Here is a 13,110-nt window from a genome sequence, read left to right on the forward strand (position 1 = left end):
CCGTAAATCTTGATTGCCGCTGCAAGTGCGGATTGGTGGCAGTGTCACTACCTGCCGATTGTTTATTTGTTGCAATCGGCAAGATAGCGGCAGTAGGCGCTCGACAAGTGTACGATCAACTGAGCTTGCTCATGGGAAGGCACTTTTGTTGGGCTGACATGCCGACCAAAATTGGATGAAAAGCCCCACATCTGTTTTAAAGCCCCGTCCAACGGAGCTGGCAATCCAATTTTTGAAGCGAGTTTTCCAAGGTCCTCATTGGTACCAGAAACGTAACGAGCGGTTGCCTCAAGGGCGCCCAAAGCATGGTGAATTGCGCCGGTCAAATCCGCCTCTGGACGCCGCGAAAGATCATTCAAAGCTTCCCGGATTTCCTTTGCTGCCACATCGAAACCGGTCTGTGCCAAGGCGGTTTGGGAAGAATGGACGGCTTCTTCAAAGTCAGCATCACCGCGCATAACAATGCCATCGCCTGCAACGAGTTGCCAGCCTGCCCCAGTGTCAACGAATACTGAGTTGATACGATCAGCAAACTCTACCGTAGCGTGGTAGCCGTATGTCCCTTCAATGAACGATACAAGACCTTCAATCGCATCATACACACGATACCATTCTACGTCCTGAATGATCTGTTCGACCTCATCGCGGATATTTGGGATCTCGCTCCAGTTTCCTTTGTCTGGTGCCAGGTAAAGGGTGCGGCAAATAGAGGTGCGTATTTGCTCATACGAGAGATGGTCGTAAGCGGCTTGAATAACCGCGTGGCGCAATCCCTCTGGAGCGTCATGACGAAATCGGATGGCCGGGGGTGTTGCGAACCCGTGTCGTTTTGAAAACATTGCCCAGGAACCTACTCTTATACTTGCCCTGTCTCGGTAAATCTAAACCGTCAATAGCCGCTAATGCATGCGGAACGAAAGTCTTTGGTAGTGCATACAGGTCACAAACTGACGTTAGTCGCATGACGTAAAACCGGCAAACATGGTTCACTCCAACCGATCTCTGCGTTCAGAACGAATGGCCGCTGTCGGGAAGCGGTGCTCAAGCCAACGGCTACCCGAAATGCCTCAATGCCGCGACGGCGCTTCCACTATGTCATCGGTGCTGAGCTCGAGACAGGCGTGCCAAAGCGGCGTCTTCCAATAGACCTCGTCGGACCGTTTCGTGCTCTCGCGTGTCTCCACAAGAAAACCGATCCAGCTCAGGGGCAGTAAGACGTGGCTGAATAGAAACCCCGCGTGATCGTAGTATTCCCGATCATAGACGCCGTGCTTTTCCAAGCCGTAGAGCGTCTTCACCAGATGCGGCTCGGTCAGGCCTTGCTCCGCCTCGACATTGATGATGTTGAGGAAGATGTCCCAGTTGCCCGGCGCCGTGAACTCGGACCTGGCAGTGCGTGCGTGATTGTAGCGAAAGAGGTAGGTCTCGGCGAGGTCGGCAAAGAAGGCGCCGCGGTTTGAGGCCAAAGCCCTGGCCTTCTTTGAGACCTGAAACTTGCCCTTCACGTGCCGACCCAGCTTCATGACGATCATGAGGTCATGCACGACCATGGCCGGCGCGACATCCCACTCGTTCAGGACCTTGTTCAATCGAAGAAGCTCTTCTGCCTTGTAGTCCGGCCAGGGCGAGTTCTCGGCCATCCAGTGCGCGAATTTCCGGTTGAAGGCTTTAGTCTGCGTTAGTCCGATCCCGCCGTTTCTGTCGGCATAGTCGAAGGCGAGCTCCATGGCCTGAAGCAGTCGGGACTGGTCCAGGACAGGGTCGTCGTCGGCAATAGGTCGAAGCTTGATCATGCCCCGCCATATCAGGTTGCGCGGGGAAATGTCATTCCGGTCGTGGCAGGTTCATCCAACTTCAGGCGTCAACCATCGTGAACGTATCCATCTCTCTTGCGGTCCGGCGTGATCGTCACGCAGCCTGGCCATCTCTGTTCCCCTCTCGTTTTTTTCCTGATGCAATCTCCGTGACCTGGCCCGTCTGCCGGGCGCGGCTTTCAGCCACCCCCTTCAAGCAGAACTGTCCCCTGTGCGCTTTGCGCCCATTCCTCGCGCAACAAAGTTCCGCCTGACAGCCGGTCCGGACGGTCACGGTCTCTCGTTTGCATCGAAAACGAAGGAGAACCGATATGACCAAGTACTACACCGTCACCACCCCCGACACCGGCAAGGATGGCAAAACCCGCTTCCACAAGGTGGGCGTCGCCTTCCCGCAGAACGAAGGCGCCAAGTCCTTCATGACCATCCAGCTCTTCGCAACCCCGGTGAATGGCGAGCTCGTCCTCTTCGAGCCTAAGCCCGACAGCGACGACGTCCAGGCCACCGAGTGACCCGGCCGGGGAGGGGCCTCGTGCCCCTCCCGCCAAACCCCTCCGACATCTCATACGAAGGACAGACACAATGGAACTTCTGCCTCAACCCATCCTCGACCAACTGGCCGCCAATGGCCGCGCCAACCAGACGCGCATCGAAGCTGGTGAGGACACCATCGACCACCACCCGGTGGTCAAACTCTTCACACCAGACGGCGGTGCCACCTGGCTCCTTAGCGAAACCGACCCAGAAGACCCTGACATCGCCTTCGGGCTCTGCGATCTTGGCCTCGGTTATCCGGAACTGGGCTCGGTTCGGCTCAGCGTCCTCATGGCACACCGTGGCCGTCTTGGCTTGCCGATCGAGCGGGACCTCCACTTCAAAGCCGAGGCACCGCTCAGGACCTATGCGGAACGCGCTCGCGAAGCCGGAGGGATCGTCACGTGAGCACCAACATTCGTCCTGAACACATCAGCGCCTTTGAGGCGCTGACTTCAGGAGACCACGACAATTTCGTGCTGTTCTCCTGCTTCCTTGATGGCGAACCAGCCGTGGCAATCGTCGCGGTGACGCCGCCTAATAGCGACGAGAGCGAGTATCAAATCACGCCGCTTTTTGTTGGTGTCACCGCGAACATGGTTCTGACGGATCATGAAGGTACTGCCGCCTGACGGTCGCGCGCCGCATAGCATCCAGAAGAAGAGGCTGCCCATTTCTGGGCGGCCTTTTTCTGTTTCGTTCATGATCCCACGCGAACAAAGCTGAACGAAATTTTGGGCGGGGCCCAGACGAAAAAGAAGGCCTCATTGTTCCCCGACTGGTGTCGGTTTGAAGTGCATTGAATAGTCGGGCCTCTCTGCACTCTGTTGATCGAGATGTGCCAGAAACGGCAGGCAAAAAGATACACCATGCAATACATCATATTGCGCAAAATAGTTTATTGAAGTATAAACGAAGGAGAGAAGGAAGACGTTGGCAGGATATGGCCAATGTTTGCACATTTTGTCCGAGGGGTCTGACCCGTGCCGAGGCCAGCGAAAAACCTGAAGCTTGAGCAGCGCATCGAAGTGGCGCGGCGCTTTGCAGCGGGCGAGAGCGCGAAGGAGCTGGCGGCGGCATTTGGCATCTCTCCGCGCCATGTGAATAGGCTGGCGAAAGAGGAGGCGGGGGAGGGGATCGCGGTGCGCGATCCGAGCGAAACAGTGGCGTTCCGGGCCAGTCGATCCGAGCTGGAAGCGTTCGACGCGGAGTGGCACGAACGGGGCTATGCCAACCGCTCTCAGGCGCTGAATGCAGTGCTACGCGGACGGTGTGGATTCCTCGATGTGCCGCGCGATCTGGTCTCGGAATTCTGCGCCGCGTGGCGTCAGGCGAAGGATGTGAGTGACGCCGGACTGGTGCTCGCCAAGGCGGTGCATCGCGGTCGGTTGGAGGTCTCGGAGGCGGATCGCGCGGTGCTGATCGAACTCCTTGATCTGGCGCAGTCCATGAGCCGTGAGATGGGCCGGATGAAAGATGCGGCGCAGGCGCTGCGTCATCAGGAGTGGCCACAAAAGGAGAAAGAGCAGGGGGCGGAGAGCGCGGTTCTGGAGGATGGTCCGCGCGCGATCGGGAGCAGTCTGAGGCTGGTGCGTGAGAGTTCCGGTTCAGAATTGGATCGCCCTTCGCTGCCTCTCGGCAAGCCTCGAACGCGAACGGTGATACCCGATGATTTTCTGAAGAACCGGAACTCTCGAAATGGCTGATCCGCTCGCTCTCTACACCTCGGTCATGGGGCGGCTCTGGGAAGATGAGCGCATCCGGGGTCAGGCCGCGGCGCGGATCGACGCGCGTCTCGCAGGGCGTCGGCAGGGGCGGAGTTTCGCGCGCGTCGGAGCCATGTCGGCGCGCAATGCGCTGAAGGCGGCGTCGGGGCAGAGCCGCGCGGCGGTATTTAAACGGATCCGGGCGGGAGGCTGCAAGACTCGTGCTTCGCTCGGGGCACAAATCTCTTACATCAATGACAAGGCGGTCTACACCTACTCGACGATGACCAATGCGCTGACCGATGCGGCGGTGCTTTCCGAGGAGCAGAAAGAGGGCATCATCGAGGACTGGGCCGGGACCTGGCGCGGCTCGACCAAGCTCGGGTTCACCTCGCACATGTTGCTGTCCTTCCCGACCGACGTGACGGTCGACCAGGCGCGCGACATCGCGATGGACTGGACGGAGCATTTCTTCGAGAGCGGCGAATACGGCGACCAATGGGACTACGTCCTCGCGGTTCATGACGACCGGGCGCACAAGCACGCCCATATCATCCTGAACAATCGCGGCGTCGAAAACGGCACCTGGTTTTCCTGCTGGGCCGAGGGCGTGATGTCGCCGCAACTCATGCGCGAGAAGCAAGCCGAGATCGCCGAACGCTACGGCATTGTCCTTGACGCCACGACCAGGCTCGAGCGCGGCATCTTCGAGAAACCCGCTGGGATCGAGGAAATCTACCGCGCCAAGGAAGAGGCCCGCCTGCCGCGCGAGATCGTCATGACGGCCCAGGAATCCGCCATCGCGCAGGCGCAGGTGGTGGGCTTCGCCAAGGACTACAAGACCCTCGCCGACCTGCTGGACCGGATGGACTGGCACCACATGGCGCGCGCCCTGCGCGGCATGGCGGACGGGCTTGGCTCGGGCACGCCGTGGAACTACGCGCAAGGAGAGATAGACATGAAGGACATCAAGACCGTCGGTGACGCGATCGACTATTCCGGGCGCACGATCGAGGCGCTGAGGCTCAAGGCCGAGGAACTGGACCCGGCCGAGCGCGCCGCCTTCGAGGCGAAGGCCGCGCCGATCATCGCGGACCTCTCGCAGATGGTCCCGGACCCGGAACTGCGCGCGCGGTTTGGCAAGCAGCTTGAAGAACCCTATCCGCCGGGGGCGGGCAGCGAGGTGCTGATCACCGCGTTGCAGTCCGGCAATGACGAAGGGCTGCGCGATGTACTCGAGAGCGCAGAGGAGGCCGGAATGGACAGCGAGGAGCTGGTGGCCCGGATCACTGCAGGTGGCACGCGGAACTACGGCATGGCACAGGACTGGGTCGAGCGGGACATGAACGCGGTGCTGGCGAAAGACGGTCTCACCGTCGAGGCCGCCAGTGACGAGCAGCTCGATGCCGCGCTCGAGAAGGTCGACGGGGTGATGGACGCACTGATGGAACGGGCGAAGGAGATGGGCGTCGAAATCGGCCGGACCATAGCGGACGAGGAAGAGGCGACGCTGCACCTCATCGACGAGGATGACCGGACGCCCAATCCCTACCTGCAGGACCTCGCCGACATGTTGCGGGACGGCAAGCTCACCGAGGAACAGGAAGAGACGGTCGAGCGGACCCTGCAATCCGAGCTCTTCAAGGAGTTGGGTGAAGAGGGCTTGGCCGAGCTACGCCGTGGCAATTACGAGGTGCTGAACGCAGTCCTTCCGAGCAAGCTCGACCAGATCACTGTCACGCAGGAGTTCCTCGAGATGACCTTTGAGGAGACCGGCGATCAGGTCTTCACCGACCGCGCCGCCGGGTTGCAGCAGGACAAGGCGACCGAGGTCGCGCGGCTACGCGGTCAGCAGGAGGCGCAAGAGTTGGGTCGCGATCTTGGCCGTGCCAGAGAACTGGACCGCGGCCTCGATGACGAGATGGAATTCTAAAGGGGAGATGACCACCATGACTAGGACACTTCCCCTCTGGGCTGCGCTTCTTTTCGGTGTGATCTGCGGCGCCGTCATCGGCACCATCGTCGCCGCCTTCTACCTGACCCTGGCCCTGAAAACCGGGTTTGCCAGTTTCGACATGCTGGCGCTCTGGAAGGCCAGCACCGGCACCCGCGCTGCCCATCCGGAGGCTTTCAAGGTTGGCTTCGGCGCCGTCGTCTTTGGGGCCGTCGGCCTCGGCGCTCTCGCGCTCGCCTGGACTTGGAAGAAGGAGCAGGACGATTACGGTTCCGCCCATTGGCAGACCAAGGCGGAGCTGAAGAAGAATGATATGTTGCAGGCCCCGGGCAAGGGCTTCGTCTGCGGCAAGCTTGGCGCGCCAACCTCGAAGGCCGAGTTCATCTCTTCGACCATGATCCCGCATGTGATGATGGTGGCACCCACCCGGGCTGGTAAGGGTGTGGGTTTCGTGATCCCGAACCTCCTGAGCTTCGCGGGTTCGGTAGTGGTGCTCGACGTGAAGGGCGAGAACTTCGAGAAGACCGCGCGGCTTCGGGCTCTCAACGGCGACGAGGTCTATCGTTTCAGCCCCTTTGACTGGGCCAATGCCACGCATCGCTACAACCCGCTGGCCCGGATCGCCAAGGCCCCGACATTCGCGCAGCGCTTCACCGAGGTCTCGATTCTTGCCGACCTCTTCCTCGACAAGGACAACAAGCAGCTCGACACCTTTTCGGAGGCTGGCAAGTCGATTTTTGTCGCGGCCTGCCTGCTCGCAATACAGCGTGGCACCCCGAACCTCGGCGAGGTGAACAGGATCGTCGCCGGGGGCGAGTACAAGAACGCCCAGTACAAGACCTATGCCGACGAGGCCGAGGAAGACATCCTGCGCGAGCTCTGGACCAACGCGGCCTCTGCCTCCTCGCGGCTTCTGACCTCGAACATCCAGGCGCTGATGACCGCAGGCCTCAAGCAGTGGGACAACCCGGCTGTGCGCTCGGCCACGCAAGACAGCGACTTTGATTTCTCGACATTCCGGAAGACCCCGCAATCGCTCTACATCGCCGTTTCCGAGGATCATATCGCGACGCTGGCGCCGCTCCTGCGCCTGATGTTCGCCGATCTCATCGCCTCGATCCGGTTGAACGAACCGGGCCCGGACGAGCCTTGGCCCGTCATGATGATGATCGACGAATTCCAACAGATGGGGGCCATGCCCTATCTCGAGCGCGCGATCCATTCTCTGGCAAGTTATGGCGGCCGCGTCGCGATGATTGCGCAGTCGCTGGCTTCGCTCGACCGGATTTACGGGCCCGAGGGCCGCGAAAGTCTTGAGAATGGGGCAGGGCTCAAGCTCTACATTACGCCTCGCGACCAGCGCACGGTGAAGGAGGTTTCCGCAGCCGTCGGCAGCACCACCCGCGAGGCAGTGACCCGGATGTATGGACGCAACAAAGGCTTCCTCGGGGCGACCTCGACCTCAGCGCGTCTGGAAGAACGGCCGTTGCTTTCCGAGACCGAAGCGCGTCTGATGGACCCCGACGAGGTGATCATCCTCGCCTCACCCCAGCATCCGATCAAAGCGAGCCGGATCAAGTATTACGACGATCCCTTCTTCAAGGAGATGTTGACCCGCCAGGAGGGCAAGCCCTTCCCCTATCCGCCGAGTGTGCAGGGCGTGGGGCCCTGGGGGAGCGACGGCGGTGAAGAGGCCGGCGCAGACAAGCAGGCGAAACCAGCCGAACGCGCGCCTGTGCGGGATCGATCACAGCGGCGCGAAGCGCGGGCGATGAGCGTGATGGCGATGGAGGCCGGGCGCGGTCGGCCTGAGCCGGAGACGCTCGAACGGGAAGCGGTTGTGCCGAAGGAATGGGAAGCGGCACTCGATCGGCAGGAGGACTTCATCGAGGAGCTATTGGGTGGTTGAAGCTGGCGGAGCCATAAAATTGATATAGCGGACCTTTGCGATCAGCGCAGAGAATGGCCCGAGAGAGCCCAAATTGACCAATGCTGCGGCCAGGATCACGTGGCGCATATTGTTATGAAGCTGCCCTTCAAATTTGCGGATCAAAGGTATGCAGGTGAGAAATTGCATTCCGCCTATTACCCCAAAAGCTTCACTCAGCAGCAATGAACTTGGGGACAGGTAAAGATCGCTTTCGACGCCATATGCGCAAGATCGAAACGAGATGAACACATCGCATAATCGCGAAATACGACGTTTTGCCCGGCTCTGAGGCAGCGGAAACGGGAGGGCGAATTCCGAGGGTTCAAAAGAATCCTTGACCAGCTTCAGTATCGGCATTAGTAGAAATGAAACGGCGTTTTGCAGAGTGAAATGTTGAGAAAGTAGAAGATGGGGACGCTCATGTCGCGAACCCGCAAGCCAACCAACAGTTAGGGAGGAGCCTGACATGATTAAAGATAACGGAAAATTGACGCTTACCGCGGGTCTCGTGGTTAGCAGCCTGGCAATGGCTGCGCCTGCCTTCGCAGAAGGCGAGGTGGTGTTTTCATCCTGGGGAGGCTCATTTCAGGATGCTTTGCGCTCGGCGATGCTGGACCCTGCGGCCAAGGCACTGAACGTCACGGTCAAGGAAGATACGACAAACGGCATTCAGGATGTGCGCGCCCAGATCACAGCGGGTGCCGTCGCATGGGATGTAACCGAGCAGGATTTGCCCTCGTGTGAAACACTCAGCCGAGAGGGCAGCCTTGAGCCGATTGATTATTCGATTGTCGACACAACCGGCATTCCCGAAGAGCTGATCCACGACAACTACATCGGCTTCATCAACTTCACCAAGGTGATCGCCTATCGCAAAGATGCCTTTGGCGACAATGGTCCGTCCAACTGGGCCGAGTTCTGGGATCTGGAAAACTTCCCGGGCAAGCGCGGCATGCACGGCAAGGTGAACTACAACCTTGAGGCTGCCCTTATGGCCGATGGTGTGCCTATGGCAGAAGTCTACGACGTTTTGGCCACGGACGAGGGCATGGCGCGCGCCTGGGCCAAACTGGGAGAGATCGCACCCGAAGTCACCGTTTGGTATCGTGGCGGATCACAATCCGCACAATTGCTGCGTGATGGTGAGGTGGATGTGATCCATATGGGCCATAACCGCGTGGAGAGTGTGAGCGCATCCGGCATCGAAGTTGCCTATGCATTTGATGGTGGAACGATGGATGTCGATTGTTTGCTGGTGCCCAAGGGTGCTCCGAACAAAGACAACGCCATGCGCCTGATCAATGAATTGCTGAGTGCCGAAGCGCAGGCGCGGCTGGCGGTCACGATGCCGCTGGGCCCGGTGAATACTGGTGCATTTGACACCGGGATTATCTCGGGAGAGCAGGCTTTGACGGTCAACACACATCCCAGCAACTACGACAAGCAACTTCTGGTCGACCCGAACTTCTACATCGGCCAGTTGGGTGAGTTGACTGAAGAGTTTGACACGCTGATCCAGCAATAATCCATTTTGGCGCAGTGCATTCTGCACTGCGCCCATTTTTTGACAGGTGAGGTGCCCCCATGTCGTCTAATGCCCAATCCCTTCCCATCGACATCTCCAATCTTTGCAAGGCCTACGGATCGGTCAAAGCTCTCGATGATGTATCGCTGGATATTGCCGCAGGTGAATTCCTGACACTGCTTGGACCATCGGGCTCGGGCAAAACGACGCTTTTGATGGCACTGGCCGGTTTTGTACGCCCTGATGGCGGATCGCTGCGTTTTGGCGGTCAGGAAATGATTGCAACGCCGCCACACAAACGCGGCCTTGGTATGGTTTTTCAAAGCTATGCGTTGTTTCCTTTTATGACGGTGGCTGAAAACGTGGCCTATCCGCTGAAAATCCGCGGGGTATCCAAAAGCGATCAAAAGACCCAAGCCGAGCGTGCGCTTGATACCGTGCAGCTTGGTGGCTATGGGGATCGGCGCATCACCCAATTGTCAGGCGGCCAAAGACAACGTGTGGCTCTTGCCCGCGCCATGGTATTCGAGCCACAGATCATCCTGATGGATGAGCCCCTGTCCGCGCTGGACAAAAAGCTGCGCGAACATATGCAGATTGAGTTGAAGGCACTCCATGAAAAGCTGGATGCAACCATTGTATATGTAACCCATGACCAGCGCGAAGCCCTGACGATGTCCGACAGGATTGCAGTGGTCAATCACGGTCGGATCGAGCAGGTCGAGACACCCGAGCGGCTATATCGCCAGCCCCACAGTTTCTTTGTGGCAGATTTTATCGGCGAGTCCATTTCGGCGCCGGTGAAGGTGGCCAACAACGCGGCACAACTTGGCGAACGCGTGCTGAAGTCTGATTTGCCCATAGCCCAAGGTCGAGGTGGCCATCGCTTGGTGATCCGGCCCGAATTGCTGGAGGTCACTGCAGGTGCAGTGCCCGAAACTGCCAATGATCTGTCCGGCCGGGTCAAAGACATCATTTATCAAGGCGACAGTGTGCTGGTGATCGTTCAGCACGACAGTGCAGGCGAGATCAACCTGCGTGTTCCTGCCAATCGCGCTGGCCAGACCGGGCTGCCTTCCAAAGGAGAGCAAATTGGCCTTGCCCTGCATCCCGAAGACACGATCATCGTACCGGAGCATGTGGCATGAGTATCGCCGAGGTCTATGAAGGTGCTGGGACGCTTCAGAACGCCAGCACGCTCAAAACTGAAGAACGCCGCGAAAGACTGACGTTTTTGGGGCTTTCGATGCCCGCGGTTCTTGGCATTCTGATTGTCGTCTTTTTACCGATTTTCTGGCTGTCCTCGCTCTCATTTTACAATGCGGCAGGCGAGTTGAGCATGGAAAACTATGCGCGAATCTTTGAAAGCGCTTTGTACCGTCGGACTTTCGTTGTCACCTTTCAGATCAGCATCGCCGTGACGGTGATTTGTGTCCTTCTCGGATATCCGCTGTGTTACTGGTTGACCAAGGTGCCGAACAGGACAGCGGCCATTCTGATGGTTTTCGTGCTGGTCCCGTTTTGGACGTCGGTTCTGGTGCGCACCTACGCCTGGCTGGTGCTGTTGCAGCGCAATGGCATCATCAATTCGTCGCTGATGTCGCTTGGCATTATCGAGGAACCGCTGCAGCTGGCCCACAACCTCACGGGTTCCATCATAGGCATGGTACATATCATGCTGCCGTTTCTGGTTTTGCCGCTCTACGCCACCATGCGCAACATTGATACCGACCTGGTTCGGGCTGCCGTGGGGCTAGGCTCTACGCCGCGTGGGGCCTTCTGGCGGGTGTTTTTTCCAATGTCGCTGCCGGGCCTTTTTGCGGGCATCGTGCTGGTTTTCATTCTGTCCCTTGGGTTCTTCGTAACACCAGCTTTGCTGGGCGGTGGCCGCGTGCAGATGCTGGCGCAACGCATCGAAAGCACAATCACGGTCTATTCCAATTGGGGTGCGGCCTCCGCATTGGGCGTTGTCCTGCTGCTGCTGGCTCTGGCGATGATTTGGCTGATGAACCGTGTCTTCGGGCTCGACAAACTCTTTATGCGCTGAGGAACTGACAATGGAACAAGTCGGACAACGTAAAATTGACGGACTGTGGCTGATGGTTGTCGGCATCGCAGTGCTGTTCTTTCTGATCCTGCCAACGCTCATCGTGATCCCGATGTCGTTTTCGGGGGCCTCATATCTGGAGTTCCCCCCAACGTCGTTTTCGTTTCGCTGGTACACGGCCTATTTCACTTCCGCAGAATGGATGAGTGCCACAAAGACCTCGCTGATCGCGGCCGTATTGACCACGGCGATCGCAACACCCTTGGGCTCACTTTGCGCTTATGGCTTGCATTGCTCCGCCCCAAGGATCAGGAGCGCGGCGCAGATCCTCGTGATCATGCCCATCGTCGTACCGGTGATCCTGATCGCTGTGGGCGTGTTCAGCCTTTATGCCAAGCTGGGGCTCAACTACACGCTGACCGGAATTGTAATCGCCCATACCGCGTTGGCGCTGCCTTTTGTGATCGTGACCGTGATGTCAGGTTTGCAAAACTATGATTTCAATCAGGAACTGGCGGCCCGCAGCCTTGGTGCATCCCGAGCCTATGCGCTCTGGACGGTGACTGTGCCGCAAGTCAAATTCTCGATCCAGACAGGGGCATTTCTGGCCTTCATCACATCGCTGGATGAGGTGGTGATTTCGATGCTGGTCTCGGGCGGGGAAAAAGCCACAATCACCCGCCGCATGTTCAATTCGCTGCGTGATCAGCTTGATCCGACCATTGCCGCAATCTCGACCTGCCTGATTATCGTGTCAGTCTCGGCGCTCATCGGCGTGCAGTTGATTGGCCGTAACAAGAATGCTGACAAATGATGCGTTCTTTATATCTGACCAATCTCGGCCCGAATCTGGCGGGCGGCATCAAGCACCGCAGCGCGATAGCCTTCGACAGCGGTTTCGCTGAAGCGAACGCGCAGACCCGACAGGCTGACTGCACCCAGCAGCTCGCCCTCAAGCCCAAGAACCGGAACAGACAACCCGGCAACGTCCGGATCACGTTCACCAAGGCTGAGATAGTACCCGGCCTTTCGGATACTGGCAGCATGTTTGCCTTGCCTGATAGAATAGGCATCCAGCACCCGGCCCGAGGAGCCCGTGCTCAGCGGAATGATCTCGCCCTCCTGGATATGATCCCTCGCGAGCCTAGGCGAATTGACACGGTAGAGGCAAACGCCGGAGTTGCCGCGTTGCACGTAAAACGACGCGCTTTCCCCCGTTGCATTCACGAGGTCCGCCAACACCGGGCGCACAATAGGCCCCATGCGCAGGTTCTGACGAAATACGGAACCAAGACGCCACAAAGATGGCCCGAGGTGAAAATGGCCTTCGGCGTCGCGCGTGATATGGCCAAACTTTTCCAGCGAGACGCTCAGACGCAGGATTGTCGCTTTATTGACGCCACTTCGGTCCGCAACCTCTTTCAGAGACAGCCCCGCGTCGCCGGGCTCAAAGCTGTCCAGCACACGCAAGGCGCGTTCGACCGCTTCGACACCACCATTGGTGTCCACGGTTCGGGGCTTGTCGGACATAGGCAGACCTTTCAACGCAAATCCGTGGCTTTTTATAGCTGTTTTGGACGCAATTGGAAATCGCAAATAA

General features: G+C 58.6%; 14 protein-coding genes. 10 read left to right on the top strand and 4 right to left on the bottom strand.

Features of this window, described 5'->3' with window-relative positions:
* Window positions 1-62: 62 nt before the first annotated feature.
* Both ACR0C9_RS20465 and ACR0C9_RS20470 read right to left on the bottom strand, forming a co-directional pair.
* Window positions 63-839, bottom strand: a complete 777-nt coding sequence (locus ACR0C9_RS20465) for an AbiJ-NTD4 domain-containing protein (protein WP_170627244.1) — start codon at window positions 837-839, stop codon at window positions 63-65.
* Between the two features lie 228 nt (window positions 840-1,067).
* Window positions 1,068-1,793, bottom strand: a complete 726-nt coding sequence (locus ACR0C9_RS20470; protein WP_170627243.1) for a hypothetical protein — start codon at window positions 1,791-1,793, stop codon at window positions 1,068-1,070.
* Window positions 1,794-2,125: 332 nt separating this feature from the next.
* Between ACR0C9_RS20470 and ACR0C9_RS20475 the strand changes: the two genes are divergently transcribed.
* The 6 genes from ACR0C9_RS20475 to ACR0C9_RS20500 all read left to right on the top strand — a co-directional run bounded on the left by ACR0C9_RS20475 (window position 2,126) and on the right by ACR0C9_RS20500 (window position 7,917).
* Window positions 2,126-2,326 carry a hypothetical protein gene (locus ACR0C9_RS20475; protein WP_170627241.1) on the top strand — a complete coding sequence of 67 codons (201 nt, stop codon included), beginning with the start codon at window positions 2,126-2,128 and terminating at the stop codon, window positions 2,324-2,326.
* A 70-nt stretch (window positions 2,327-2,396) separates the two neighbouring features.
* Window positions 2,397-2,756, top strand: coding sequence for a DUF2958 domain-containing protein (locus ACR0C9_RS20480; protein ID WP_170627239.1), 360 nt, complete (start codon window positions 2,397-2,399; stop codon window positions 2,754-2,756).
* The gene (locus tag ACR0C9_RS20485; protein ID WP_170627237.1) at window positions 2,753-2,980 is read left to right on the top strand and encodes a hypothetical protein; all 228 of its coding nucleotides are present in this window, start codon (window positions 2,753-2,755) and stop codon (window positions 2,978-2,980) included. Before ACR0C9_RS20480 ends, ACR0C9_RS20485 begins: the two co-directional genes overlap by 4 nt.
* Window positions 2,981-3,331: 351 nt before the next feature.
* Window positions 3,332-4,054 (top strand): helix-turn-helix domain-containing protein, encoded by a 723-nt coding sequence (locus tag ACR0C9_RS20490; protein WP_480504040.1) that lies wholly within the window; start codon window positions 3,332-3,334, stop codon window positions 4,052-4,054.
* A complete protein-coding gene (locus tag ACR0C9_RS20495) occupies window positions 4,047-5,987 on the top strand; it encodes a relaxase/mobilization nuclease domain-containing protein (protein WP_170627235.1) in 1,941 nt (646 codons plus the stop codon). Before ACR0C9_RS20490 ends, ACR0C9_RS20495 begins: the two co-directional genes overlap by 8 nt.
* A gap of 16 nt (window positions 5,988-6,003) precedes the next feature.
* Window positions 6,004-7,917, top strand: coding sequence for a type IV secretory system conjugative DNA transfer family protein (locus ACR0C9_RS20500; RefSeq protein WP_170627233.1), 1,914 nt, complete (start codon window positions 6,004-6,006; stop codon window positions 7,915-7,917).
* Here the strand turns inward: ACR0C9_RS20500 and ACR0C9_RS20505 are convergent.
* Entirely contained in the window at window positions 7,903-8,295 is a 393-nt protein-coding gene (locus ACR0C9_RS20505) for a hypothetical protein (RefSeq protein ID WP_480781914.1), read from the bottom strand. The two genes, ACR0C9_RS20500 and ACR0C9_RS20505, sit on opposite strands and share 15 nt — an antisense overlap.
* Before the next feature lie 169 nt (window positions 8,296-8,464).
* Between ACR0C9_RS20505 and ACR0C9_RS20510 the strand changes: the two genes are divergently transcribed.
* Genes ACR0C9_RS20510 through ACR0C9_RS20525 form a run of 4 tightly spaced genes read left to right on the top strand, consistent with a single transcriptional unit; the run spans window position 8,465 to window position 12,324 of the window.
* Window positions 8,465-9,463, top strand: coding sequence for an ABC transporter substrate-binding protein (locus tag ACR0C9_RS20510; protein WP_480781915.1), 999 nt, complete (start codon window positions 8,465-8,467; stop codon window positions 9,461-9,463).
* Window positions 9,464-9,522: 59 nt separating this feature from the next.
* On the top strand, window positions 9,523-10,611 hold the full coding sequence (locus tag ACR0C9_RS20515; protein WP_170627226.1) for an ABC transporter ATP-binding protein: 1,089 nt from the start codon (window positions 9,523-9,525) through the stop codon (window positions 10,609-10,611).
* Window positions 10,608-11,510 carry an ABC transporter permease gene (locus ACR0C9_RS20520; RefSeq protein WP_170627223.1) on the top strand — a complete coding sequence of 301 codons (903 nt, stop codon included), beginning with the start codon at window positions 10,608-10,610 and terminating at the stop codon, window positions 11,508-11,510. The genes ACR0C9_RS20515 and ACR0C9_RS20520 overlap by 4 nt, the downstream gene beginning before the upstream one ends.
* 10 nt (window positions 11,511-11,520) lie before the next feature.
* Window positions 11,521-12,324 carry an ABC transporter permease gene (locus ACR0C9_RS20525; protein ID WP_170627221.1) on the top strand — a complete coding sequence of 268 codons (804 nt, stop codon included), beginning with the start codon at window positions 11,521-11,523 and terminating at the stop codon, window positions 12,322-12,324.
* An 8-nt stretch (window positions 12,325-12,332) separates the two neighbouring features.
* Here ACR0C9_RS20525 and ACR0C9_RS20530 read toward each other — a convergent pair whose 3' ends face one another.
* The gene (locus tag ACR0C9_RS20530) at window positions 12,333-13,040 is read right to left on the bottom strand and encodes an IclR family transcriptional regulator (protein ID WP_170627218.1); all 708 of its coding nucleotides are present in this window, start codon (window positions 13,038-13,040) and stop codon (window positions 12,333-12,335) included.
* Window positions 13,041-13,110: the final 70 nt, after the last annotated feature.

This window comes from Ruegeria sp. C12, assembly GCF_056537745.1.

Bases quoted from the DNA above. Each gene is read 5' to 3' on its own strand.
- ACR0C9_RS20465 (WP_170627244.1), bottom strand. From the start codon at position 839: ATGTTTTCAAAACGACACGGGTTCGCAACACCCCCGGCCATCCGATTT.
- ACR0C9_RS20470 (WP_170627243.1), bottom strand. From the start codon at position 1,793: ATGATCAAGCTTCGACCTATTGCCGACGACGACCCTGTCCTGGACCAG.
- ACR0C9_RS20475 (WP_170627241.1), top strand. From the start codon at position 2,126: ATGACCAAGTACTACACCGTCACCACCCCCGACACCGGCAAGGATGGC.
- ACR0C9_RS20480 (WP_170627239.1), top strand. From the start codon at position 2,397: ATGGAACTTCTGCCTCAACCCATCCTCGACCAACTGGCCGCCAATGGC.
- ACR0C9_RS20495 (WP_170627235.1), top strand. From the start codon at position 4,047: ATGGCTGATCCGCTCGCTCTCTACACCTCGGTCATGGGGCGGCTCTGG.
- ACR0C9_RS20500 (WP_170627233.1), top strand. From the start codon at position 6,004: ATGACTAGGACACTTCCCCTCTGGGCTGCGCTTCTTTTCGGTGTGATC.
- ACR0C9_RS20505 (WP_480781914.1), bottom strand. From the start codon at position 8,295: ATGCCGATACTGAAGCTGGTCAAGGATTCTTTTGAACCCTCGGAATTC.
- ACR0C9_RS20510 (WP_480781915.1), top strand. From the start codon at position 8,465: ATGGCTGCGCCTGCCTTCGCAGAAGGCGAGGTGGTGTTTTCATCCTGG.
- ACR0C9_RS20515 (WP_170627226.1), top strand. From the start codon at position 9,523: ATGTCGTCTAATGCCCAATCCCTTCCCATCGACATCTCCAATCTTTGC.
- ACR0C9_RS20520 (WP_170627223.1), top strand. From the start codon at position 10,608: ATGAGTATCGCCGAGGTCTATGAAGGTGCTGGGACGCTTCAGAACGCC.
- ACR0C9_RS20525 (WP_170627221.1), top strand. From the start codon at position 11,521: ATGGAACAAGTCGGACAACGTAAAATTGACGGACTGTGGCTGATGGTT.
- ACR0C9_RS20530 (WP_170627218.1), bottom strand. From the start codon at position 13,040: ATGTCCGACAAGCCCCGAACCGTGGACACCAATGGTGGTGTCGAAGCG.